This is a genomic window from Ruegeria sp. K3 (genome assembly GCF_056531845.1).
This window is the reverse complement of sequence record NZ_JBQFMM010000002.1, coordinates 235771-259931: the sequence shown is the minus strand read 5'-3', so window position 1 is coordinate 259931 and position 24161 is coordinate 235771. Positions and strand designations below refer to the sequence as shown.

The window sequence follows — 24161 nt, the reverse complement described above, 5'->3', positions numbered from 1 at the left end:
CGCGCGTAACATCGTGTGCAGGCAGGAACAGTACGGGACGAAACAAAAAATGACCAAGAGCAGTACCTCGGGCCTGACCCGGCGTGCCCTATTGGGCGCATTCGCCGCAACCGCAGTTGTTGCAGCCCCCACATATTCCAACGCAGCAGGTTTCCTTCGCGGCGGAGGTGATATTCGCCGTATCCGCATGTATTCCGGCCGTACCGGTGAACGTATCGATATGGTCTATTGGGTTGATGGAAAATACATCAAAGACGCGGTGAAAGAGGTCAACCACTTCATGCGCGACTGGCGCAGCGATCAAGTCAAATCCGTGGACCTGAGGACCATCGACATCATGGCGGCCACTCATAACCTTCTGGATGTCAGCGAGCCATACATGCTGCTGTCGGGTTACCGCTCACCGCAAACCAACGCAATGCTGCGCCGCCGCTCGCGGGGTGTTGCGAAGAATTCGCTTCATATGAAGGGTCAGGCTGCTGATCTGCGACTGTCATCACGCTCGGTCTCGCAAATGGGCAAGGCAGCGATGGCCTGTCGTGCCGGTGGCGTTGGACAGTACTATCGTTCGAATTTCGTTCACATGGATTGCGGTGTCATCCGCTCGTGGCGCGGCTAATCGAGCATTTCATCTTTCGCTGTTGCACAACCCCCATCAGATAGTTCTGGCGGGGGTTTTGTTTTGCCTGGAAAAACAGGTTCGTGCACCGTCAGTTCTGCGTAATATGACGACTAGCAAGGGTGAAATGGCGCACCTGAGAGGATTCGAACCTCTGGCCTCTGCCTTCGGAGGGCAGCGCTCTATCCAGCTGAGCTACAGGTGCCTTGGCCGTTAGCTACCCTCGTTCCAATCCGGGTGCAACTGCAAATCCGCAGTACGATCAGGCAAACAGATCGTGGGCAAGCTCCAACGCATCGATCAGAGTGTCGACCTCATCCGTCGTGTTATAGAGCCCAAAGCTGGCACGACAGGTAGCAGTGACCCCCAAATGATCCATCAGCGGCCCGGCGCAGTGGTGGCCTGCGCGCACGGCGACACCCTTTTTGTCCAGAATGGTTGAAACATCATGGGCATGCCCTGCCCCATCCAAAGTAAAGCTGAATATCGCGGCTTTGTTCGCTGTGGTGCCTTGAACCTGCAGCCAGTTCAATCCATTCAACCGTTGCATCGCATAGTCGCGCAAGCCGGCCTCATGCGATGCGATGCTCTCCATGCCAAGGTCCATCATATAGTCAAGCGCCACACCCAACCCGATGGTCTGCACGATGCCGGGGGTTCCGGCCTCGAACTTCATTGGCGGATCGTTGTAGATCACCTGATCTTTTGAAACCTCTTTGATCATGTCACCGCCACCAATAAAGGGGCGCATTTCAGCCATGCGGTCCGATTTGATAAAAATTGCGCCAGAACCGGATGGGCCGTACAGTTTATGACCCGTGATGGCATAGAAGTCACATCCGATGTCATCGACATTGACGGGCATATGAACCGCGCCCTGGCTGCCATCCACCAGAACCGGAACGCCTTTGACGTGGGCGGCTTGCGTGATTGCTTTGACATCAACCACAGAGCCCAGCACGTTCGAGCACTGGGTCACCGCAACCAGCTTTGTCTTGGGGCCAATGGCGTCGATTACCGCCTGAGGGTCAAGATGGCCGGTCGCATCGACGTCGATCCATTTCAGCACCACGCCCTGCCGTTCGCGCAGGAAGTGCCACGGCACGATGTTGGCGTGATGTTCCATCACGCTGAGGACAATCTCGTCCCCCGCCTGCAGGCGTGGCATTGCCCAACCGTAGGCGACCAAATTGATTCCCTCGGTCGTACCCGAATTCAGGACAATCTCATTCTCGTTTGATACGCCCAGAAACCGCGCAACCGTGCCACGGACGGCCTCATATTTCTCGGTCGCGAGATTTGACAGATAGTGAAGCCCTCGATGCACGTTCGAATATTCGTGCGCATAGGCCTGCGTGATCGCGTCGATCACTACCTGGGGTTTCTGCGCGGAGGCCCCATTGTCTAGATAAGTCAGCGGCTTTCCGTTGACCTGACGTGACAGGATCGGAAAATCTGCGCGGATTTTTTGTACGTCATACATAGACAGGACTTCCCTATACAGACCCGGCGGGGATCAGCCAAAGAACAAACGGGACGGCCACAAGACCAGAGATCAGGATCACAACAAACGACTTTCCCAACGAATTAAATCGATGCGCCTCGTTGAGAAAATGCAGGGTGATGTATAGGCTAAGACCCAGCATCGCCAGACTGGCCGGTAAGAATAGAAACGGCAGCGCTGCAACCAGCGCTAGAATGATTGCTTGCCCCGCAATTTGCAGGATTTGCAACCAGACAATCAGCGTCATGAAGTCATTGAACGTTCCCGTTCCACCCAGGACGCGGCCCACTAATAGGAACGTCACGACGCTGATCATGATTGCCGCAACGGAAACAAAAAGCGTCCTCGATAGTGGCTCAGCCAGTTGCTGAACATCCGGACTGATAAGCGGCAGGACGAAGCTGGACGCCGACTGGACCAGAGCGTTCAGGATCACCGCAAGAGAAAAGGCGAGCCATAGTACCTCCGTACCCAGCCGCAACGCGAGCAATCGTCTTGCGGCTTCGGCTGGATTGGACAGGGTCAGAACGACCAGGTTGAGCAGTGCGGTGGAATTCATTTAGCAGCCTTTTGCGATTGCTTGAGGCCCGACAACCAGAACCAGAGAAAAACCGCAACCCATAACAGCCCCACAAGTGTTTGCGCTGACCCGGGGCCGATGAAACCGGACACCAGCCCATTCAGCAACACCAAAGGCGCTGACGCGAGAAGCGCCCAGAACAAGGCTAGCCGCGCGCCATAGCTGGTGCCAACGCCCCCCATCATCCGCGCGATGAAATGGGTGAGCCAAGCAAGAAGATAAAAGCACAATGGCAGAATAAAGACCGAGCCCAACAGGGCCCCGCCCATCAACATGTTCAGCTCTATCCCTTCCAGATGAGCCCTCCGTGCAAGGCCGGGCAACTGTGCGATAAAGCCTATTACACAGAACGCCATCACAAACGCCAATGCGCGATCCTCGCGCGGCCCCATATCAAGCAGTCGACGCACCACACGCCCCGGTCCGCGATACGTGGCCACGATATCAGTTGTGACAGGCATCAGCGGCGGCGTGCCAGCCAATCTTGCAATCGGGACACGATATCAGCTGCCAGATCCTCATCCTCGATTTCATCAACGGCTTCAGCTAGGAAGGCCAGTGTCAACATGTCGGTTGCTTCTGCCGTTGGGACGCCACGGGAGCGCAGGTAGAACAAAGCCGTTTCATCGATGGCGCCCGAGGTCGAACCGTGCGAACACGCAACGTCATCGGCGTAAATCTCAAGCTCGGGTTTGGCGAGGAACTGACTGTCATCGTCCAGAAGCAATGACTGGCTGATCTGGTAACCATCGGTTTTCTGGGCACCTTCCTTCACCAAGATCTTGCCCTGAAAAACACCCGTCGCACCGTTGCGAAGCACCTTCTTGAACACTTGGCGGCTCTCGCAATTCACCGCATCATGGGTGACAAAGACCGTGTCATCATGGAGAAAATCACCGTCTCCAACACACGCACCCGCCACGTGCGCGACCGCATCGTCACCCGTCAGTTCGACGACTTGCTCGTTACGCGTTAAAACTCCGTTCACGGTCAGCGTGAAGGATTTATAGACGGATTCCTTACCAAGCCGCGAGAACATATGAGTCGCCGCACGGCGTTGATGATCCCTGCCCTGCGCACGGATATGATGCAGCGTGCCATTGTGGGCGATATCGATCTCCATGCATTTGTTGAAGCGCGACGCTGCGGGTCCGTTTTCAAGGATCGTGACTTCGGCACCGCTTTCAACCCGAACGACGTGATGCAGGATCGCATCCGACGTTTCAGATTCATGGCGATAAATCAGGTTAATCGGTTTGCTCGGCTTGCCGGATACATGAATGGCAACTCCATCTGACGCATAGGCCGTATTCAACGCCGCCAATGGACGCGGCACCGGTTGTTGGCCTTTTGCTTCAAGAACGCCGTATAACTCTTTGGCCCAATGGATATCTTTGCAACAGATATCTTCCAGCCGATCGATCGTTACACCCTCCAGAGACAGATCATCAGACTCTTCCGGGCTGAATACGCCATCAATGAAAACGATCTTCAGCCGGTCGAGCGCGTGGAACAGAGCCGGTTCATCCGTTTTGAACAAAGCAGCGCTGGGAGCTTCCGCAGAGACCAGAGTGTCTGGACGGGTATATTTCCAGTATTCATCTCGACGACTGGGCAAACCCATCGCGCGTACACGTGCAATTGCGGCTTCGCGCGCTTTGCGTGTGCATCCCGCATCCGGCATGGTCAGCGCTGCCAGCCGTTCCTCGGTCGCCGTTTGTTTCGCTTGGGGCAAAGCCATCAGTTCACCTCGGCTAGAATGTCGGCATAGCCGTTGTTTTCAACTTCCAGCGCCAGTTCGGGACCACCGGATTTCACGATACGACCATCCGCCATGATGTGAACCACGTCAGGTTTGATGTGATCGAGAAGCCGCTGATAGTGCGTGATAACAAGGAACCCGCGCCCCTCATCACGCAACGCGTTTACGCCCTCGGCCACCAGTTTCATCGCGTCCACGTCAAGGCCCGAGTCTGTCTCATCCAGGATGCACATCTTCGGCTCAAGCATCGCCATTTGCAGGATTTCGTTGCGCTTTTTCTCACCACCCGAAAAGCCAACATTGACCGGACGTTTCAACATTTCAGCGTCGATTTTCAGCGCCTTGGCCTTGGCACGAACCTCTTTCAAAAAATCCGTCGCCGACAGCTCTTCCTCGCCACGTGCTTTGCGCTGCGCATTCACGGCGGTGCGCAGGAAGGTCATGTTGCCCACACCGGGAATCTCGACCGGGTACTGGAACGCCAGAAACACACCTGCGGCTGCACGTTCTTCCGGTTCCATCTCAAGCAGATCATCGCCATCAAGCGTCGCGCCGCCCTCGGTCACCTCATAGCCATCACGACCAGACAACACGTAGCTGAGCGTTGATTTGCCCGAGCCATTGGGCCCCATGATCGCATGCACCCTGCCAGGCTCGACCGTCAGGTCGACCCCTTTCAGAATTTGCTTGTCTTCTTCCTCAAGTTTGACGTGCAGGTTATTGATTTCCAGCATTTTCTGTCCTTTAGCATCTCGCAAGGGGCGCATTGCGGCCCCGATAAGTTCTTATCCCAGCACCTTGCGGATCACGCGGGCGATGATCCATCCAAGCAACGCGCCTGCGCCCACTGCCCAAACCGGGTTTATGAAGTCCATGTACTTGGTATTGACGTAAGCAACCCCCAACAGGCCGCCAAGCACCGGCAACGCATAGCCAAGCACGGTCAGGACATCGTCCTTTCGGATTCGCTGTTGGGGTTTTGGTGTCATCAGCCGACTGATCCCTCAAGGCTGATTGCCACAAGCTGTTGCGCTTCCATCGCAAATTCCATCGGCAGCGCCTGCAGAACGTCCTTGCAGAACCCGTTGACGACCAAGGCCACGGCTTCTTCCTCGTCCATGCCACGCTGACGGCAATAGAACAGCTGATCGTCGTCTACCTTCGAGGTAGTCGCCTCGTGCTCGACCCGAGATGAGTTGTTCTTCACCTCGATATACGGAACCGTATGCGCCCCGCATTTGTCGCCAATCAGCAAGCTGTCGCACTGCGTATAGTTGCGGCTGTCCTTGGCCTTTGGATGCATCGACACCAGACCACGATAGGTATTCTGCGCCTTACCGGCACTGATCCCTTTCGATACGATCCGCGACTTGGTGTTCTTGCCCAAATGCACCATCTTGGTGCCGGTGTCGGCTTGCTGCATGTTGTTCGTGATTGCGATCGAGTAGAACTCACCCTGGCTATCGTCGCCACGCAGGATGCAGGACGGGTATTTCCAGGTCACAGCCGAGCCGGTTTCGACCTGCGTCCACATCACCTTGGACCGATCACCCCGACAATCGGCGCGCTTGGTCACAAAGTTGTAGATACCGCCTTTGCCATTCTCATCCCCGGGGAACCAGTTCTGAACGGTCGAGTATTTCACCTCGGCATCTTCTTCGACGATAATCTCGACAACCGCCGCGTGAAGCTGTGCAGTGTCGCGCTGAGGCGCCGTGCAGCCTTCCAAATACGAGACGTAAGAGCCCTTGTCGGCGATGATCAGCGTGCGCTCAAACTGGCCGGTATTTTCTGCATTGATGCGGAAATATGTGCTCAGTTCCATCGGGCAGCGCACGCCCGGAGGGACATAAACAAACGAGCCGTCCGAGAATACAGCTGAGTTCAGCGTGGCATAGAAATTGTCCGAGACCGGTACGACCGTCCCTAAGTATTTCTTGACCAGTTCCGGATGCTCTTTGATCGCCTCGGAAATCGAGCAGAAGATAACGCCGGCTTTCTTCAACTCTTCCTGAAAAGTCGTCCCGACCGAAACCGAGTCAAATACTGCATCAACAGCAACTTTACGGCCTTCTGCCGGTGCATTCTCAGCGCCCTCGACACCTGCCAGGATCATCTGTTCTTTCAGAGGGATACCTAGCTTTTCGTAAGTCGCCAGAAGCTTTGGATCGACCTCATCCAGAGATTTGGGTTTATCTTCCATCGATTTCGGACGGGCATAATAATACTGGTCCTGAAAGTCGATCGGCGGGTAGTGCACCATCGCCCATTTAGGCTCTTCCATCTGCGTCCAGCGCTCGAACGCGGCCAGACGCCATTCGGTCATCCACTCAGGTTCATCATTTTTGTCCGAGATCAGACGAACGATATCGGGATTCACGCCTTTTGGCGCATACTCCATCTCGATATCAGTTTCCCAGCCGTATTTATAAGTGCTGACCTCGCGAACCGCGTCTACGGTTTCCTGATCGACACCCTCTTTCACCTGGGTCTGGTCCAAAGCGGCCATAATTCACCCTCCGTCAGATCACGCGGCCCGCGCGCGATGCTTTTTCTCTTTTTCAAGCCACGTTTCCGCGAAACGCAGCACATCTTCTTCTGCCGTCTCCGGCCCCAGCGATACGCGGATTGCGCTATAGGCCGTCATCTCATCAAATCCCATGGCCGTCAGTACGGCGCTTGCACGAACCTTGCCACTGGAACAGGCCGAGCCAGCACTGATCGCGAAGCCTGACAAATCCATCTGCATGACCTGTGTCTCGCCCTTCCATCCCGGTGTGGCGAAGCACAGAGTGTTGGGGAGTCGCCTTTGGTCTTTCCCGACAAAAATAGTAGCTTTCGTACCAGCCTCAAGAGCGTTTTCTAGAATATTTCTAAGTTCTGCAACGTTTTCCCAAACGCCATTTGCTAAATCACGGGACGCGGCTTCAGCTGCTGCTCCGAACCCCGCAATTCCAGTGACATTTTCTGTACCCGAGCGACGCCCCATCTCCTGCCCGCCGCCCTTGATTTGCGCAGCAAGATCGGTGCCGCGTTTCATCACCAACGCCCCGATCCCTTTTGACCCGCCAAGTTTGTGGGCTGAAATCAGCGCCATCTCAGCCCCCAGCCAGTTGAAGGCTATCGGCAACTTACCAAAAGCCTGAGTCGCGTCGGTGACCGCAAGACCGGCAGGCAAAGTTTGAACAATTCCAGTTTCCGAATTGGCCAGTTGCAGCGTGGATCGGGAAGCGTCCGGCACGTCAACGTAACCGCCTTGGGAGACAGGCAGAACCTCATTAATCCAAGCTCTTACCGCGTCATGTTCAATCGCTGCACCTTGAAGATCGCGCCCCGCCATGGCCAAAGCCGCTGCCTCAGTCGCGCCGGATGTAAACACGATGTCGGCACCATCGGCCCCAAACGCTGTTGCGATTTGAGCCCGCGCTTTCTCGACCACCGCTTTTGCGGCGCGCCCTTCGGCATGGACCGAGGACGGATTGCCCACCAAATCCATCGCCGCGATCATTGCATCGCGGGCCTCGGGCCTCAGAGCGGAGGTTGCGTTATGGTCGAGATAAACCCGTTTCATAGATGTATCTTTTCCAAGATGGGTTTTGACGGAACACAGAAAAACGTCATCAGATCAATCGTCCACGACTGCGAACAAGCTAGGAACAGCGGGACACGGTGCAAGATCATTCCGAATTACATCCGACAGCCGCGTTTGATGCAGGAATACGTAAACATTCGCGCTCAGGCTTTCCCACAACCGATTGGTCAGTGACTGCGCCCGGCTGCCCGAAGACGCGCCCGAGGCACCTGCCCCCTTGTGCATCGCATCCACCGTCTCATCAACCGCGGCCAGTATCTCGACCACACGGATTTCCGAGGCTGGTCGCGCCAGGCGATAGCCCCCACCCGGTCCGCGTACTGAACTGACCAGATCAGCTCGGCGCAGTTTCACGAAAAGCTGCTCCAAATACGGCAGTGAAATATCCTGACGTTCGGAAATCTCGCCCAACGTGACGAGTTTGTCCGAGGACTGAAGGGCGATATCCGCCAGCGCAACCATCGCATAGCGGCCTTTGGTAGACAGCTTCATTTTGTTTCCTTAAGGCAAGAACTGCGCGAAAACATTGACGTCGCCCGAGCCAGTGCGTATCTCCCACTGACAGCGTTTTCACGCGACACAATGTAATTAGAACCGTTCTAAGGTACCTGAGGATTACCGTCAAGATAATCTCGGGGCCGACGCGTCAAAAAACAGGACCAAAGCACACATGCCCGAGGTGATTTTTCCCGGACCCGAAGGCCGCCTGGAAGGCCGCTACCACCCGCAAAAGGAAAAAGACGCACCGATCGCTATCGTGCTTCACCCGCATCCACAATTTGGCGGGACCATGAACAACAAGGTGGTCTATAACCTGCATTACGCCTTTTACAACATGGGCTTCACGGTTCTGCGTTTTAACTTTCGCGGCGTTGGTCGCAGCCAGGGCGAGTATGACCAGGGTGTAGGTGAGCTGAGCGATGCAGCATCAGCGCTGGATTACCTTCAGTCGATGAACAACAACTCCAAGCATTGCTGGGTCGCTGGGTTCTCGTTCGGTGCATGGATCGGAATGCAGCTTCTGATGCGCCGCCCCGAGATCACTGGCTTCATCAGTGTATCGCCGCCCGCAAACATGTACGACTTTTCGTTCCTGGCACCCTGCCCGTCTTCTGGCTTGATCATCAACGGATTGGCGGACCGTGTAGCGCCACCTGCAGACACTGCGTCTCTGGTCGGAAAGCTGCATGAACAAAAGGGTATCACCATCACCCATAATGAGGTGGAAGGTGCCGATCACTTCTTCCAAGACCGCCACATGGACACACTGATGACAGATGTGACGGATTACGTGAAACGTCGCCTGACAGAGAATACGCGCTGATGTCCGATACCATCACTACCCTGGCCGCCAGATTGGCCGAGGACACGATGAAGGTTATGGACGAGACGGGCGAGGATCGATTCTTTGTGGAGGTTGGAGACGTTCTCGGTGCAGCCTCGCAATCTCTGGAAGAAGCGTTCTTGACCGAAATCCGGGTTAGGCTGGCGGAACGCAAGGCGCGGCAATTCGTGGTGAAAAGACTGTCTGAACATCGATCCAAGCTGAAAGCGATCGAAAAGCAGTAAAGATTGCTCAGCGTCTGAAGAAAAGAAAAGGAGCCCGAAAGCTCCTTTTCGAGGATATCGCTCGGTGGGCGCCTAAACCGGAAAACCTGTGAACCGCTCAACATTCTGGGCTGCATCAATGTCGACGGACCCCCCGTCTGCAAGCCACCCCAACGCCACAATCAAAACCGAAACGATAATGACCGATTTTGCAAAAGTCGTCATCTTATCAAACTCATTAAAAACACACTAAAAACAATCGAGTGTTTAGCACGAATGCAAAAGCCCGAATAGTCGGGTTTACCTGACCTTTGGTAAAGTTAGGGTTTTGATCATCTGCATGTGAATCCCCTTGCCCAAATGATCGCAAGTATGCTCAACCTTTCGCGATAATTCAGAGAGGCATCGCTCGTGCCAAAGACCTACCTAATCCTAATGTTGGCTGTTATCGCGGAAACCATCGGCACGACTGCGTTGCAGGCTAGCCATCAGTTTACGCGATTTTGGCCGTCGGCTCTTGTCGTGGTTGGCTATGGGTCGGCCTTTTATCTTATGGCCCTCACGTTAAAGGTCATGCCTGTGGGCATTGTCTATGCAATCTGGTCGGGCCTTGGTATTGCCCTGATCGCACTGATTGGATTTCTGGTTTTTGGCCAAAAACTCGATTGGCCCGCAGTCTTGGGTTTGGGCATGATTTTGAGCGGCATTCTGATCATCCACCTGTTTTCAGCTACAGCGGGCCACTGACCGCCGGTTAGGGCTGGTATATTTTGTCGCGCCGCGTTATGCGCGCGGCAACTTCCCGTTCAAAGGCTGACCTCTCATGGACCTGCGCAACATCGCAATCATCGCTCACGTGGACCACGGCAAGACGACCCTGGTGGATGAGCTGCTTAAACAATCCGGCGCGTTCCGGGAAAACCAGGCCGTGGCAGAACGCGCCATGGACAGCAACGACCTGGAACGCGAACGCGGCATTACCATCCTGGCCAAAGCCACCAGCGTTGAGTGGAAGGATACCCGCATCAACATCGTCGACACCCCCGGCCACGCTGATTTCGGTGGGGAAGTCGAACGTATTCTCAGCATGGTCGACGGCGTTGTACTGCTGGTCGACGCCGCCGAAGGCCCGATGCCGCAAACCAAATTCGTGACCTCAAAGGCGCTGGCTTTGGGCCTGCGCCCGATTGTCGTGCTGAACAAGGTCGACAAACCCGATGCCGAGCCTGATCGCGCTCTGGACGAATGTTTCGACCTTTTCGCCAACTTGGGCGCCGATGACGATCAGCTGGACTTCCCGGCCATGTATGCTTCGGGCCGGTCCGGCTGGGCCGATATGGAGCTTGACGGTCCGCGCAAGGACTTGACCGCCCTGTTCGATCTGATCGTTGATCACGTCCCCGCCCCCAAGCAGATCGAGAAAAAGGACGAACCGTTCAGGATGCTCGCCACCACTTTGGGCAGCGATCCATTCATCGGTCGCATTCTGACCGGTCGCGTGGAAAGTGGAACTCTGAAAGCAGGTGACAGCCTCAAGGCACTCAGCCGAGACGGCACCCAGATTGAAAGCTTCCGCGCGTCGAAAATCCTGGCATTCCGTGGATTAGCTCAACAACCCATCGACGTCGCTGAAGCAGGCGACATTGTCACGATTGCGGGTATGAGCAAAGCCACCGTGGCAGACTCCCTTGTAGCCCCGCAAGTCGAAGAGGCCCTGCCTGCCCAGCCTATCGATCCGCCAACCATCACAGTGACCTTCGGCATAAACGATTCCCCGCTGGCCGGTCGTGACGGCAAAAAGGTTCAGTCTCGGGTCATTCGTGATCGCCTGATGAAAGAAGCCGAATCGAACGTAGCCATCCGCATCAGCGACACGCCCGGCGGCGAAGCCTTCGAGGTTGCTGGTCGCGGCGAATTGCAGATGGGTGTTCTGATCGAAAACATGCGCCGTGAAGGGTTCGAGCTCAGCATCTCGCGCCCACAGGTTTTGTTCCGCGAGGAGGGCGGCCAGCGCCTTGAACCTATCGAAGAAGTCACGATCGATGTGGATGATGAATATTCTGGCGCGGTGATCGAGAAAATCACGGGTGCGCGCAAAGGTGAACTGGCTGAAATGCGCCCTGCAGGGGCAGGCAAAACCCGGATCATCGCCCACGTGCCGTCTCGTGGCCTGATCGGCTATCACGGAGAGTTCCTGACCGATACGCGCGGAACTGGTGTCTTGAACCGTGTCTTCCACGGCTGGGCGGCCCATAAAGGACAGATCCCAGGCCGACGCGCAGGTGTTCTGATCTCGATGGAAAACGGCCAGGCGGTTGCCTATGCGCTTTGGAATTTGGAAGAGCGTGGCCGCATGTTCGTTGGCCCGCAAACTGATGTCTATCAGGGCATGGTGATCGGAGAGCATTCGCGAGACAACGATCTGGAAGTGAATCCGCTGAAAGGGAAGAAGCTGACAAACGTGCGTGCCAGCGGCTCGGACGACGCTGTAAGGCTGACCCCTCATATTCAGTTCTCGCTTGAAGAGGCAATCGCTTATATCGACGACGATGAACTGGTCGAGGTTACGCCCAATGCGATCCGGCTTCGCAAACGTTATCTGGATCCGCATGAGCGTAAACGGATGTCAAAATCAGCCTGATCATTGCTGTGAACTTGTTCACGTTTTGGAAACATTGCCACATTCGTGACATTTTTGCGTCAGGCTAGAAACAACACAGAAAAAGAAGACCTGGTGCAACAGCAGGTCTTCTTTTTGTTTCTTATGGGTTAATCTTCATTTGAGTGAGCCAGCTCACTGTGATCAGATAAATAGCTTGTTTGATAATAGGCGGCAGAAAGTGGGCATTGTCTCAAGAGTGATACGCCGCTCGAGTCTACGGCAGTTTAGTTAATGAGCGTTTGAGCAGTGTCCTATGCGCATTGAATCCAAACTGCTATTAATTGCTTTGCCTTAGCAATCATACACTTCATCTTCGTGAATTCGCTTAGGCAACTGATAAATGCGCCGTGAGAACGACAAAAATCTGTATCGTCGAACACTATTTGTACGTGCGAAATGATTACTGCGGGCATACTCCGTTGCATCCAGAGACGCGCAGATATTAAGTTGACTTTGGAGCGTACCATTCTTGATTGTCCTCAATTTGTGGCAGTCTTGACTGACTTGCCAACTTTGAGCACCGGCTTTGCCAACCTAAGATCAGACGATGGTCCATGGGATGAATCAGAGCGGGAATGTTCATGTTCCGGCCCGAGCCGTATTCCTTCTCCAGACAACGACCCTGGTTTCTTGACGCCGGAAAGCGAGGACAACGGAAAAAACAAAGATCCTGACAACAATCAAACCAAAGACAATAATTTACACAACTTAAAGCTGAAGGAGAAAAGGTCTGAAGACAAAAGGTAGAAAAAAATTCGAATACCAGGGTAAACACTAGTATTTTGTTAACTATTACAAAGATACGGGCGCTGCTAATAGCAGGCGCCCGTATCTTTGTTTCACGATTTTCTAGCTCTTACCGAAAACCCCGACCCAATTTCGTGGCTGCTTTGGGTCTTGCATCCTCAAGAACAGATAGCGCGTCGCTTTCCAAGGCTTGATCTGATTGGTCAAATTATCCAGGACCAGATCGCCGCCGCTCGACCGATAAACCAAAACAGCATGAGAGTTTCTGCGCGTATCCAACACTGTCGCGAGCAGTAGTTTACGAGGGTCGAAACCAGCCTGGATCAAATCTCTTTTCTTTAGAAGCGCAAAATCTTCGCAGTCACCACCGCGCGACGTTGGAAGCGCCCAAAGTTCACTGGTTTTGTATTGCGACTGATCCGTGACCTCTCGCGTGGATCGATTAACGCGGCGGTTGATCTCTTTGACAAGCTTCAATTCTTGGCTGGTAGATAAGGAACCGATACCTTTTTGCGCACATGCCCAGGAATACTTACCGCAAAGCTGACGCGCACCGGAGGGTGGTGGCGAGGCAGCGATACTCGGGATAAACGCGGCATCTTTCGCCGATGCTTCAGTCCCAAACAACAGCGAACCGTTAATCAGGATAGCCAAACCAAACAGCCCGCCAAGCTTGGCAGCGCTCTTTAAGTGGGCATCTATGGTCGTACCAAAGAATTTCATGCTGTCCCTCGAGTCCTATTAATCCCTGCAAACTGCGTGGATCAGAACCCATCTGTATACCGGACCATATCCGCAAACCGTGGTTGTCACGCAATCAAATCCGAGATTGAGCGGAAAAAACGGCGGAAATTCGTCACATTTCGTGACCATTTCCGCGCAAGAAAGTGGCGCGAAGTGCCACAATCGGACAGAGAAATATGTTCAAAATCAACAGGAAGTACGCACAACCCATTGTAATAATGTGTATAAATTCAGAGCGATCGTGAAGAGCCGCCCACGCTAAAATGCATGGCAGGACGCACGGCTCGGGGCCGGGCAGAATTTGCAAATTTCATGCGAAGGTAGATTTAGCCTGATTCTCAGTCGGTAATTTCAACGACCACCAGCTCTCGCTCGCTGGCGCCACGGGCATGATCCAATGCCTGCTGATATGCGGGAGAATTGTAGCACTCTACCGCAGCCTCTACGGTTGGAAAGCGGGCGACCACATTGCGTGGTCGCTCTTTGCCCTCTAACTGCACGTAACGTGCCGCGCGGGCGATGAATTCACCCCCATGCGCCGCAATTGCCGGCCCTGCAAGCTCGGCGTATTTTCCATAAGCATCGGCGTCTGTCACAGTGACGTGTGCGATCCAAAGTGCTGGCATCTTATCCTCCCAAAACCTGTTCAGCGGCCTTGATTGCAGCCTCTGCATTCGAGGCATCCTTGCCCCCCCCCTGTGCCATGTCAGGCCGTCCGCCACCGCCTTTGCCGCCCAGTTCAGCGACCGCCGCCCGGACCAGATCCACCGCAGATACCGTGTCTGTCAGGTCCGAAGTGACACCCGCTGCGACAGCCGCTTTGCCGCCGGTATCAGCAATCAATAATACTGCGCCCGTACCCAGACGGCTTTTGTGCTCATCAATCAACGCAGGCAGATCCTTTCCGGAAACACCCGTGAGCGACTGCGCAAAGAACGCCACACCGTTCACATCGCGCGCTTCAGCGCCACTGCCCTGCCCCGCACCTCCGGCCATCGCCAGATCGCGGCGCAACTGCGCAACTTCGTTCTGCAGCGATTTACGCTCGTCCAACAGAGTCTTCACACGCGCCACAACGTCATCCGGCTGGGCTTTCAACTCAAGCGCAATTGCTGAAAGGCGATGATCCTGTTTCGACAGATACTTAAACGCGTCATCACCGGTCAAAGCCTCGATCCGCCGCACGCCTGCGCTGCTGGCACTATCGCCCAGCACGACGAAGGTTCCGATATCACCGGTCTGGCGCACATGGGTGCCGCCACACAGTTCAATCGACCATGTCTCACCATCCTGGCCTTTGCCGGTGGCTGCTTTGCCCATCGAAACCACGCGCACCTCATCCCCGTATTTCTCACCGAACAGAGCTTGAGCACCCAGTTCACGGGCGTCATCCGGTGTCATAATCCTGGTTTCCACGGTTGAGTTTTGGCGGATGAATGCGTTCACCTCTCGCTCAACTTTCTGCACTTCTTCCAGTGTCAGAGCCTTGGAATGGCTGAAATCGAACCGCAAACGATCTGATGCGTTGAGCGACCCGCGCTGCGCTACGTGGTCACCCAATGTCTCACGCAGGGCTTCATGCAGAAGGTGCGTCGCGGAGTGGTTGGCACGAATGGCCGTGCGGCGCGCGTGATCGACTTCCAGCTCAACTGCGTCACCTTTTGAGATCGCCCCATGATCAATCGTGACCTTGTGAGCATAGACTTTGCCATCAGCAAACTTTCTGGTGTCTTCAACACGGGCGATATCGTCGCGCTCATCCAGCCTGCGAATTTCACCGGTGTCGCCGACCTGGCCGCCGGCCTCGCCATAGAACGGTGTCTGGTTGACTACGACCCAGCCGGTACCACCCTTCTCGATCTTGTCGACCAATGCACCATCGACCACCAACGCAGCGACCTGCCCCTCGGCCTTTTCAGTATCGTAGCCAAGGAAATCGGTCGCACCGGCCGCATCCAGCACATCGAACCAAACCACCTGATCGGCAGATTCGCCAGATCCGGCCCACGCCGCGCGTGCCTTGGCTTTTTGTTCGGCCATCGCCACGTCAAATCCATCGGTGTCGACGGTTCGACCTTTCTCGCGCAGCGCATCCTGCGTCAGATCGAGCGGGAAACCATAGGTATCATACAGTTTGAACGCCGAGTCTCCGGGTAGTGGATCGCCTTCAGGTAAGCCCGAGACTTCCTCATCCAACAGCTTCAGACCGCGATCCAAAGTTTGCTTGAACCGAGTTTCCTCAAGCAGCAGTGTCTCTTCGATCAGTGGCTGCGCCTGACCAAGCTCTGAATATTGCGCACCCATCAATTGCACCAGCGTGGGTACCAGGCGATGCATCACCGGATCTTTGGCCCCCAACAGATGCGCATGGCGCATCGCGCGGCGCATGATACGGCGCAGAACATACCCTCGCCCATCATTTGACGGCATCACACCATCCGCGATCAGGAACGAAGTTGAACGCAAGTGGTCCGCAATCACGCGATGATGCACGTTTTGATCCCCATAAGGATCAACACCGGTCGCATCCGCGGAGGCTTCGATCAGCGTTTTGAACAGATCGGTGTCATAATTGTCGTGGCTGCCTTGCAGCAACGCACCAATGCGTTCCAATCCCATGCCGGTATCGATCGACTGCATATCGAGTTCGACCATCGAGCCGTCTTCGAACTGCTCATTCTGCATAAAAACGATGTTCCAGATTTCGATGAACCTATCGCCATCTTCCTCAGCCGAACCCGGAGGCCCACCCCAGATATGATCACCATGGTCATAGAAAATTTCGGTGCACGGGCCGCAGGGGCCGGTAGGGCCCATTTGCCAGAAATTGTCATTAGTAGCGATGCGGATGATCCGGTCTTCAGGGACACCAACCTTTTTCCAGATTTCAAATGCCTCATCATCGGTGTGATAGACAGTGGCCAACAGACGGTTCTTATCGATACCAAATTCTTTGGTGATCAGTTCCCAAGCGAACGGTATCGCCTCATGCTTAAAGTAATCCCCGAATGAGAAATTCCCCAGCATTTCAAAGAACGTATGGTGGCGAGCGGTATAGCCCACATTGTCCAGATCGTTGTGTTTGCCGCCTGCACGCACGCATTTCTGTGCAGTGGTAGCACGGCTGTAGTCGCGGGTTTCGACGCCAGTAAACAGATTCTTGAACTGAACCATACCCGAGTTGACGAACATCAGTGTCGGATCATTGCGCGGAACCAGCGGGCTAGACGCAACCACTTCGTGCCCCTGCTTGGCAAAGTAGTTCAGGAAGGTAGATCGAATGTCGTTCAGCGTTGGCATAAGGCTCTCTCGGCGCGCAGTCGTTATGGTCAGCAAAGGTTTAGCCCCACCCCCCGAGAGTGTCCACAGCATTGGCCCATCCGAAACGAAACAAGGCGGCCCCTAGGGGCCACCCTGTTCCAGATAGATTCAGCACTAACGGGGTGCCGGGGGATTTCTTTGGTTCCCCCTCAGGCACGCTTTAAGCTTCGAGGATGTCATCCTCTTCCGCCTCGGGTGGCATTTCAAAGTCTAACCCATGGGCGGCACGTATTTTGTCTTCGATCTCGAGCGCCGCACGGGAATTGTCACGTAGATATTGCTTGGCATTCTCACGCCCCTGCCCGATCCGCTCATCACCGTAGCTAAACCACGAACCCGACTTTTCGACCACACCGGCCTTGACGCCCAGATCCAGAAGCTCACCCATTTTGCTGATGCCTTCGCCATACATGATGTCGAATTCCACCTGCTTGAACGGCGGTGCCACCTTGTTCTTGACGACCTTGACGCGGGTCTGGTTGCCCACAACTTCGTCCCGATCCTTGATCGCACCGATACGGCGAATATCCAGACGGACCGAGCTGTAGAATTTCAACGCATTACCACCGGTAGTGGTTTCCGGGCTGCCAAACATCACACCGATCTTCATCCTGATCTGGTTGATGAAGATCACCATGCAGTTCGAGCGATTGATCGAGCCGGTCAGCTTGCGCATCGCCTGGCTCATCAGCCGGGCCTGAACACCCACGCTGCTGTCACCCATGTCGCCTTCCAACTCGGATTTCGGCGTCAGCGCCGCAACCGAGTCGACCACGACCATGTTCACGGCCCCCGACCGCACCAAGGTGTCGGTGATCTCAAGGGCCTGCTCGCCGGTGTCGGGCTGAGAGATCAGCAATTCATCCAGATCCACACCCAGCTTGCGCGCATATTGAGGGTCCAGTGCATGTTCTGCGTCGACGAACGCGCAGACTCCGCCGCGTTTTTGCTGTTCAGCGATGCAGTGCAGCGTCAGCGTGGTCTTACCCGAGCTTTCCGGGCCATAAATCTCGACGATCCGGCCCATCGGCAAGCCGCCGATCCCCAGAGCGATATCCAAGCCCAGCGATCCGGTCGAACTCGCATCGATATCCTGCTTGGAATCTTCGCCCAACTTCATGATCGAGCCTTTGCCGAACTGCCGTTCGATCTGGGCCAATGCGCTGTCGAGCGCCTTTTGCTTGTCTGCGTTTTTCTTGTCGCTCATCGTCAGAAGATCCGCCATTGTCCTGTCGCCTTCTCTTTTGTCACACCCTTGATCGGGCGGCAATCGCTGCTTTGTTCGCCTCTTGTTCCTTATGGGACCAAAAAGAGAACATTTCAACTAAAACTTATGAAAACTACTCTTCAGCAATTGTGTTAAAGAGTCGTTTACGACAATCTGAGACATGAAAGGCATTGAAGAGAAAAGATAAATGCTTGTTTTCTATGAAAAGCGGCTTGCGCTTCTGTCTGTTCCAAAGACCGGCTCCACCGCGTATCAATCAGCTTTACGCGATAGGGCCGATATCGTCGTGTCCGGACCAACAGACCTGAAACATGCGAACATGCGTCGCTATGATCGTTTCTTCCAGACCATGTTTCGCAAGATGTTTGATGCAGAAATGGACGTCATGGCCATTGTGCGCGAACCTGTCGATTGGTTGGGAAGTTGGTATCGATATCGAACGCGCGCCGAATTGGCAGGTCATCCGCATTCCACAAAAGGTTTAAGCTTCGAGGCATTCCTTGACGCCTATATGCAAACCCCCCGCCCGGTCTACGCAGATGTGGGATGCCAAACCGATTTTTTGCAACCCCGCAGTAACGGTAAAGGTGTTGCGCATATCTTCAAATATGACAGCCAGCAAAAGATACTGGATTTCCTTCAGAATCGGCTGGAATGTAAAATCGATCTACCGCGTGAGAACGTCTCGCCCGCTTGCCCGATGGACTTCTCAAAACAAACTGAACTCCGGTTCCAATCATTGAACGCCGCAGAATACGCATTGTATCGTGCTGCCGAATAGCGTTTTCAATTCATTTGCTGAAACACCGCTTCGGTCAGCTGGGTCAACGAAAACGGCTTGGGCAGGAAGGTGGAATTTTCGATCTGAGGACCAGATTCGCCGAACGCCCCTTCAGTATAGCCTGACATGAAGACCACCCGCACGTCAGGCCGTGTTTTCATGGCCTCGCGCACCCAGGTCGGGCCGTCCATTCCGGGCATGACGACATCGGTAACAAAAACATCCACCAGCAAATTGGGGTCGTCCAACAATTGCAGCGCATCTTCGGCTGATTCAGCTTCAAGCACAGTGTAGCCTTTCAAGCGAAGCGCCCGAGTCGCGAAGGCGCGCACCGGGGCTTCGTCTTCGACCAACAAAACCACGCCTTCACCCAATCGGGAACTTTGCACCTCTGACGTATCGGGTACCTCAGGCTCCGATTCTTGGACCCGGGAACTCACAGGCAAGAGCACGGTGAATTCCGTTCCCCGGTCCTGCACACTGTCGACAAATATGAAACCACCAGTCTGTTTTACGATCCCGTAAACAGTCGATAGCCCCAGCCCCGTCCCCTCGCCTGTGCGTTTGGTCGTATAAAATGGCTCAAACACCTTTTGCAGTTTGTCTGCAGGAATCCCGATGCCGCTATCGATGACTTTGACCGTAACATATTCCCCCGGCTGTACCGTAGCCCGATCGCGCGTGATCGATTGATCCAACGTCACTACTTCGGTCTCGATCCGAATCTCCCCACCCTCGGGCATCGCATCACGCGCATTGACGACCAGGTTCATCAAAACCTGCTCTAACTGGCGCTTGTCCGCGCAGACGGATTTGAGCACCGGATCATGACTGAGCGTCAGGCGGACCTTCTCGCCCACAAGACGGTTTAGCAAATGGATAAGGTCTGAAATCGTATCTCGCAGATCCAGCACTTCGGGCCGGAGCGTTTGTTTGCGCGAAAAGGCCAGAAGCTGGCTGACCAACGCTGCAGCACGGTTGGCGTTCTGATTGATCTGTACAAGATCGCCGTAATTCGGGTCATCTTGGTCATGGCGCAACAGCAACAGATCACAATGCCCCGAAATCGCCGTCAGCAAGTTATTGAAATCATGTGCCACCCCGCCCGCCAATTGCCCAACGGCTTGCATCTTCTGGCCTTGAACAAACTGCGCCTCCATCGTTTTCAGTTCGGTGGCATCGTTCAGAACCGCAATAAGACAGACCTGACCATCCCTGAGAATCCGTGACAGCGTAACTTGCACAAATACCTCTTTGTCCTTGCGCACCAAACGCAGGAATTCAGACCGCGGTGCTGCGCCTTGTTCGGCAGCACTCGCCAGCCAGTCCCTGATCGGATAGCCGAGCCCCTGCATCATGCTTTCGATATTCGTCGGCCCCGGTTGGATCTCACCGACCAATTCAACCGCGAGGTGGTTTGCTTCGCTAACATCTCCATCGGGAGACATGCACATGATCGCAACTGGCAAATCTGCAAATGATGTCGTGTGCTGCGGTCCTTCGGCGTGCTGCAGCGGCGTTAAAAGCAACTCACGCACAATACCGCTGTGCCTTAGCGTTGTGACAGCGAATGGTGCTTCAGGTTCCCCGGTTTTAATCTGTATGATGCTACCATCAACTGCACCGCCAGCCTGAACCATCGGCTTGAGGCATGTGGGAATCTGACCAAAAAGCTCGATAGCCGCATCATTGGCATCCAGCACCACGTCATTTCGTCCGACCGTCAGAACCGGCCGCTGCACGCTGCGCCAGATCTGGGGTGCATCTATCCTAAAACGCCAGCAAAACCGATTTTCACCCAGCTTTGAAACAGACACCGGTATTGTTTGTCCGCGCGTGACAACATCTTCTTCCCAAAAACCCCGTTTCAGGGCATGAGACTGCAAACGCAACAGCGCCGCCGACGGGTTTGCAAATACGGTACGCAGAGACTCATCTAGTCGCGTACCCGCGTTCCGAATAAGACGCGCATTGGCCTGAGCGTTTGCAACTAGCACCTCGCCCGTCGCATCCGAAATGACACAGGCATCGGTTTCTTGCTCTAGAAAACCCGTCATCGCAGCGTATGTTTGCGCTTCGATCTGATTCAATATCCAAGCACGCGCCAATGCAAAGACCACTACTACCAGGAAGGACAAGCCAACGGCTGCGACCCCGGCACTTAACCGTGGCGGCAAGACGTCAAAGAAGGAAAGTACGCTCAATAAAATGGCGATCAATGCCAGCGAGGCATAGCGCCCACGATCGATGCCCCATCCACTTGATCGAGAGGGGGTAAATTCAGATTGAATAGACATAAACAGCCCGGATTATTACAATTTCTGATCAATATCTGCCTGCAATGGTTAATTGCTGCTTAATGATCAGTGACATAAACTTCTTAAGGTTGTGTTTTAAAGTTTATATTCGCGTCAAGTGTGCTGTGAAAAATCCATCGGTCCCGTGTGAAACCAGCCACGTTTTGCGGTATCCGCTCTGCCATTCGGGATTGCTGGCCAAGAATCCATCAATAATGCCGTCGTTTTCAATCGTCAGCATCGAGCAGGTCGCATAAGCAAGCACGCCTTTGGGCGCAACGAGAGGTGAAACATCTTGTAGAATAGCGGCCTGAATCTGCGTCAGCTCGTCCAAGCGCTCCGGTGTAAGCGCCCATTTCCCTGCCGGTGCGCGGCGCCACGATCCGCTGCCGGAACAGGGCACATCTGTCAAAACGACATCGAACGGCGCCTGACTGGAGACTTGGCCTGTGGTCAAGATCGTGACATCTGCGCCCGCCCTTGCCGCGCGTGCTGACAAATCCCGCATGCGTTTGGGACTGGCATCATGGGCAAAGACGTGAACGCCGGGGGCCCTTGCCGCCAATGCCAAAGCCTTACCACCGCCGCCTGCACAGTAGTCCAGAACTCGCATGCCTGGCTGCAAATCAAGCGCGGCAACAACCGCCTGGCTTGCGGCATCCTGCAACTCAACCAGCCCATCTGTATACGGATCGCTCTGAGATATCTTGCGTGCGCCCTCGGTAACTTCCAATGCAGTATCGCAGGCCGGATGTGGATGCGCCGTGATCTCCTCGGCAGCCAGTCGTTGAATGGCTGTAGGCAGGTCAGTTTTCAGCAGGTTGACCCTCAGATGAATCGGAGCGCGCGATTGTAGCGCGGCTGCGGCAAGTTCAGCTTCGTCCTTCAACGCGGCCTGAAATTGGGGCCACAACCACTCGGGGATATCCAGACGTTCTGCGTCGCTCCGAAATGACCTGGGTTGGTCAGCCTCGGTTACCTCTGCGGGTGCATATCGCGCGCTCGAAAATACTGACGTTAGGTCTGAGCCCAAGGATCGGGCGGCACCGATAATCAGGCCGCGCCCCGTCTCGGATCCACCGAGCGCCGAGAAGGATCGCTTGCACCGCAATGCATCAAACACATGATCCCGGATCGCAGCGCGATCCTTAGATCCCGCGAACCGACTGCGTCGAGCCCAGCCGGTCAACGCCTTCTCGACCGGTGCACCGGCAAGAATGTCATCGAGGATCTCTATCGAGGCCTGTACCCGAGCAGCAGGTGTCATCGCGTTTTCCGTTCGTCTACACGATCAATTTCGAGAGACCCCCTGAAGGGTCTCACAAACTTACATCACGCGATAATTGGGGCTTTCCCGTGTGATCTGAACGTCATGCACATGGCTTTCCTTCAAACCTGCGCCAGTGATTTTGACAAAGTTGCAGTTCTGGCGCATCTCATCGACGGTGGCACAACCGGTATAGCCCATCGCCGCGCGCAAACCTCCAACCAGTTGGTGCACAACAGCACTTGCGGACCCTTTGTACGGCACCTGGCCTTCGATCCCTTCGGGCACCAGCTTGTCATTCGCGGCGTCCTTCTGGAAATATCGATCCGCCGAGCCGCGCGCCATCGCACCCAGACTTCCCATGCCGCGATACGATTTGAACGAGCGGCCTTGATAGAGGATCACCTCGCCCGGGCTTTCATCCGTGCCCGCAATCATCGAACCCACCATGGCGCAAGATGCCCCTGCCGCAATCGCCTTGGCGAAATCGCCCGAGAATTTGATGCCACCATCAGCAATGACCGGAACTTCCCCCGCCGCAGCGGCACAATCCATGATGGCCGTCAACTGAGGGACGCCAACACCCGCGACCATCCGTGTGGTACAGATCGAGCCGGGCCCGATGCCCACTTTGATCGCGTCTGCACCTGCATCGATCAGCGCTTTGGTGGCCTCGGCAGTGGCGACGTTACCGGCGATGATCTGAACCTCATTCGACAGCGTCTTGGCACGTTTCACCGCGTCCAGAACCCCTTGCGAATGACCATGTGCGGTATCCACAACAATGATATCGACCCCGGAATCGACCAACTGCTCTGACCGCTCGAACCCAGCGTCTCCGACCGAGGTTGCAGCAGCCACACGCAGACGGCCCAACCGGTCCTTGCAGGCTGTAGGGTTCAGCACGGCCTGCTCGGTATCTTTCAGCGTCAGTAAGCCCGTCAGCTTGCCCTCGCCATCGACGACCAGCAATTTTTCGATCCGACGCGCACGCATGAGGCTTTTGGCCTCTTCCAGATCGGCGGGCTCTTGCAGCATCGCCAGATTGTCAGAGGTCATCATCGCTTTGATCGGCGTGTCATCCGAGGTCGCAAAGCGCATATCTCGGTTGGTGACAATGCCGACGACACGACCGCTTTCTTCAACGACCGGGAAGCCGGTGAAGTTGTAGCGCTCTACCAAAGCCTGAGCATCTGCCAATGTTTGATCCGCGCGCAGCGTGACCGGGTTATAGACGATACCGGATTCGAACCGCTTTACCCGCCGAATTTCACGAGCCTGTTCCTCGACCGAGAGGTTTTTGTGCACCACGCCGATGCCTCCAGCCTGCGCCATGGCGATAGCCATACGCGCCTCGGTCACCGTGTCCATCGCCGAGCTTAGCAGCGGGATGTTCATCGTAATCTCACGCGTCACGCGCGTGGTGGTATCAGCGGTTGCCGGCAGCACAGAAGATGCGCCCGGAACCAGAAGAACGTCGTCGAAGGTGAGTGCCTCACGAATCTGCAT

23 protein-coding genes and 1 tRNA gene are annotated in these 24161 nt (G+C 55.1%); 6 read left to right on the top strand and 18 right to left on the bottom strand.

Annotation, left to right across the window (positions count from 1 at the left end; genetic code table 11):
- Window positions 1-49: 49 nt before the first annotated feature.
- The gene (mepK, locus tag ACR0MP_RS05040; RefSeq protein ID WP_170393040.1) at window positions 50-619 is read left to right on the top strand and encodes a peptidoglycan L,D-endopeptidase MepK; all 570 of its coding nucleotides are present in this window, start codon (window positions 50-52) and stop codon (window positions 617-619) included.
- A 128-nt stretch (window positions 620-747) separates the two neighbouring features.
- On the opposite strand, the gene ACR0MP_RS05035 is transcribed toward mepK, so the two are convergent.
- From ACR0MP_RS05035 to iscR, 10 genes are all read right to left on the bottom strand, one after another.
- Window positions 748-824 (bottom strand) — tRNA-Arg (locus tag ACR0MP_RS05035).
- 57 nt (window positions 825-881) lie between these two features.
- Window positions 882-2102 carry a cysteine desulfurase gene (locus ACR0MP_RS05030; protein WP_170562686.1) on the bottom strand — a complete coding sequence of 407 codons (1221 nt, stop codon included), beginning with the start codon at window positions 2100-2102 and terminating at the stop codon, window positions 882-884.
- Between the two features lie 13 nt (window positions 2103-2115).
- Window positions 2116-2682, bottom strand: a complete 567-nt coding sequence (locus tag ACR0MP_RS05025) for a Yip1 family protein (protein WP_170509816.1) — start codon at window positions 2680-2682, stop codon at window positions 2116-2118.
- Entirely contained in the window at window positions 2679-3164 is a 486-nt protein-coding gene (locus ACR0MP_RS05020; protein ID WP_170393037.1) for a YIP1 family protein, read from the bottom strand. The genes ACR0MP_RS05025 and ACR0MP_RS05020 overlap by 4 nt, the downstream gene beginning before the upstream one ends.
- On the bottom strand, window positions 3164-4444 hold the full coding sequence (sufD, locus tag ACR0MP_RS05015) for a Fe-S cluster assembly protein SufD (RefSeq protein WP_170405837.1): 1281 nt from the start codon (window positions 4442-4444) through the stop codon (window positions 3164-3166). Before sufD ends, ACR0MP_RS05020 begins: the two co-directional genes overlap by 1 nt.
- Window positions 4444-5199: a Fe-S cluster assembly ATPase SufC gene (gene sufC, locus ACR0MP_RS05010; RefSeq protein ID WP_480887031.1), complete on the bottom strand. Its 756-nt coding sequence runs from the start codon at window positions 5197-5199 to the stop codon at window positions 4444-4446. The genes sufD and sufC overlap by 1 nt, the downstream gene beginning before the upstream one ends.
- Before the next feature lie 51 nt (window positions 5200-5250).
- The gene (locus ACR0MP_RS05005) at window positions 5251-5454 is read right to left on the bottom strand and encodes a hypothetical protein (RefSeq protein ID WP_170405842.1); all 204 of its coding nucleotides are present in this window, start codon (window positions 5452-5454) and stop codon (window positions 5251-5253) included.
- Window positions 5454-6974 (bottom strand): Fe-S cluster assembly protein SufB, encoded by a 1521-nt coding sequence (gene sufB, locus ACR0MP_RS05000; RefSeq protein ID WP_170393033.1) that lies wholly within the window; start codon window positions 6972-6974, stop codon window positions 5454-5456. Before sufB ends, ACR0MP_RS05005 begins: the two co-directional genes overlap by 1 nt.
- An 18-nt stretch (window positions 6975-6992) precedes the next feature.
- Entirely contained in the window at window positions 6993-8036 is a 1044-nt protein-coding gene (locus ACR0MP_RS04995; RefSeq protein ID WP_170405845.1) for an aminotransferase class V-fold PLP-dependent enzyme, read from the bottom strand.
- Window positions 8037-8090: 54 nt separating this feature from the next.
- Window positions 8091-8549, bottom strand: a complete 459-nt coding sequence (gene iscR, locus ACR0MP_RS04990; RefSeq protein ID WP_170393031.1) for a Fe-S cluster assembly transcriptional regulator IscR — start codon at window positions 8547-8549, stop codon at window positions 8091-8093.
- A 178-nt stretch (window positions 8550-8727) separates the two neighbouring features.
- Between iscR and ACR0MP_RS04985 the strand changes: the two genes are divergently transcribed.
- Complete coding sequence (locus ACR0MP_RS04985) at window positions 8728-9381, top strand: alpha/beta hydrolase (protein ID WP_008758207.1); 654 nt, start codon at window positions 8728-8730, stop codon at window positions 9379-9381.
- Complete coding sequence (locus ACR0MP_RS04980; protein WP_170393030.1) at window positions 9381-9626, top strand: hypothetical protein; 246 nt, start codon at window positions 9381-9383, stop codon at window positions 9624-9626. Before ACR0MP_RS04985 ends, ACR0MP_RS04980 begins: the two co-directional genes overlap by 1 nt.
- A gap of 72 nt (window positions 9627-9698) precedes the next feature.
- Here the strand turns inward: ACR0MP_RS04980 and ACR0MP_RS04975 are convergent, their stop codons facing one another.
- Entirely contained in the window at window positions 9699-9830 is a 132-nt protein-coding gene (locus ACR0MP_RS04975) for a hypothetical protein (RefSeq protein ID WP_480759554.1), read from the bottom strand.
- A 186-nt stretch (window positions 9831-10016) separates the two neighbouring features.
- Between ACR0MP_RS04975 and ACR0MP_RS04970 the strand changes: the two genes are divergently transcribed.
- Together ACR0MP_RS04970 and typA are read left to right on the top strand one after the other, a co-directional pair.
- Window positions 10017-10352, top strand: a complete 336-nt coding sequence (locus ACR0MP_RS04970; protein WP_480453698.1) for a DMT family transporter — start codon at window positions 10017-10019, stop codon at window positions 10350-10352.
- Window positions 10353-10428: 76 nt separating this feature from the next.
- Window positions 10429-12246 (top strand): translational GTPase TypA, encoded by a 1818-nt coding sequence (gene typA, locus ACR0MP_RS04965; protein ID WP_170405848.1) that lies wholly within the window; start codon window positions 10429-10431, stop codon window positions 12244-12246.
- Between the two features lie 870 nt (window positions 12247-13116).
- Here the strand turns inward: typA and ACR0MP_RS04960 are convergent.
- The 4 genes from ACR0MP_RS04960 to recA form a co-directional block, all read right to left on the bottom strand.
- Window positions 13117-13737, bottom strand: coding sequence for a transglutaminase-like cysteine peptidase (locus ACR0MP_RS04960; RefSeq protein ID WP_170405851.1), 621 nt, complete (start codon window positions 13735-13737; stop codon window positions 13117-13119).
- A gap of 359 nt (window positions 13738-14096) precedes the next feature.
- Window positions 14097-14384 carry a DUF1330 domain-containing protein gene (locus ACR0MP_RS04955; protein ID WP_170393026.1) on the bottom strand — a complete coding sequence of 96 codons (288 nt, stop codon included), beginning with the start codon at window positions 14382-14384 and terminating at the stop codon, window positions 14097-14099.
- Between the two features lies 1 nt (window position 14385).
- Complete coding sequence (gene alaS, locus ACR0MP_RS04950) at window positions 14386-17058, bottom strand: alanine--tRNA ligase (protein ID WP_480887047.1); 2673 nt, start codon at window positions 17056-17058, stop codon at window positions 14386-14388.
- A gap of 181 nt (window positions 17059-17239) precedes the next feature.
- The gene (gene recA, locus ACR0MP_RS04945) at window positions 17240-18304 is read right to left on the bottom strand and encodes a recombinase RecA (RefSeq protein WP_170393025.1); all 1065 of its coding nucleotides are present in this window, start codon (window positions 18302-18304) and stop codon (window positions 17240-17242) included.
- 190 nt (window positions 18305-18494) lie between these two features.
- On the opposite strand from recA, the gene ACR0MP_RS04940 reads away from it, so the two are divergent.
- Window positions 18495-19088, top strand: coding sequence for a sulfotransferase family 2 domain-containing protein (locus tag ACR0MP_RS04940; RefSeq protein WP_170405857.1), 594 nt, complete (start codon window positions 18495-18497; stop codon window positions 19086-19088).
- 5 nt (window positions 19089-19093) lie between these two features.
- Here ACR0MP_RS04940 and ACR0MP_RS04935 read toward each other — a convergent pair whose 3' ends face one another.
- The 3 genes from ACR0MP_RS04935 to guaB all read right to left on the bottom strand — a co-directional run bounded on the left by ACR0MP_RS04935 (window position 19094) and on the right by guaB (window position 24161).
- Window positions 19094-21385 carry an ATP-binding protein gene (locus tag ACR0MP_RS04935; protein WP_480887028.1) on the bottom strand — a complete coding sequence of 764 codons (2292 nt, stop codon included), beginning with the start codon at window positions 21383-21385 and terminating at the stop codon, window positions 19094-19096.
- 103 nt (window positions 21386-21488) lie between these two features.
- Window positions 21489-22652 (bottom strand): RsmB/NOP family class I SAM-dependent RNA methyltransferase, encoded by a 1164-nt coding sequence (locus tag ACR0MP_RS04930; protein WP_480887026.1) that lies wholly within the window; start codon window positions 22650-22652, stop codon window positions 21489-21491.
- Between the two features lie 60 nt (window positions 22653-22712).
- A complete protein-coding gene (gene guaB / locus ACR0MP_RS04925; RefSeq protein ID WP_170405866.1) occupies window positions 22713-24161 on the bottom strand; it encodes an IMP dehydrogenase in 1449 nt (482 codons plus the stop codon).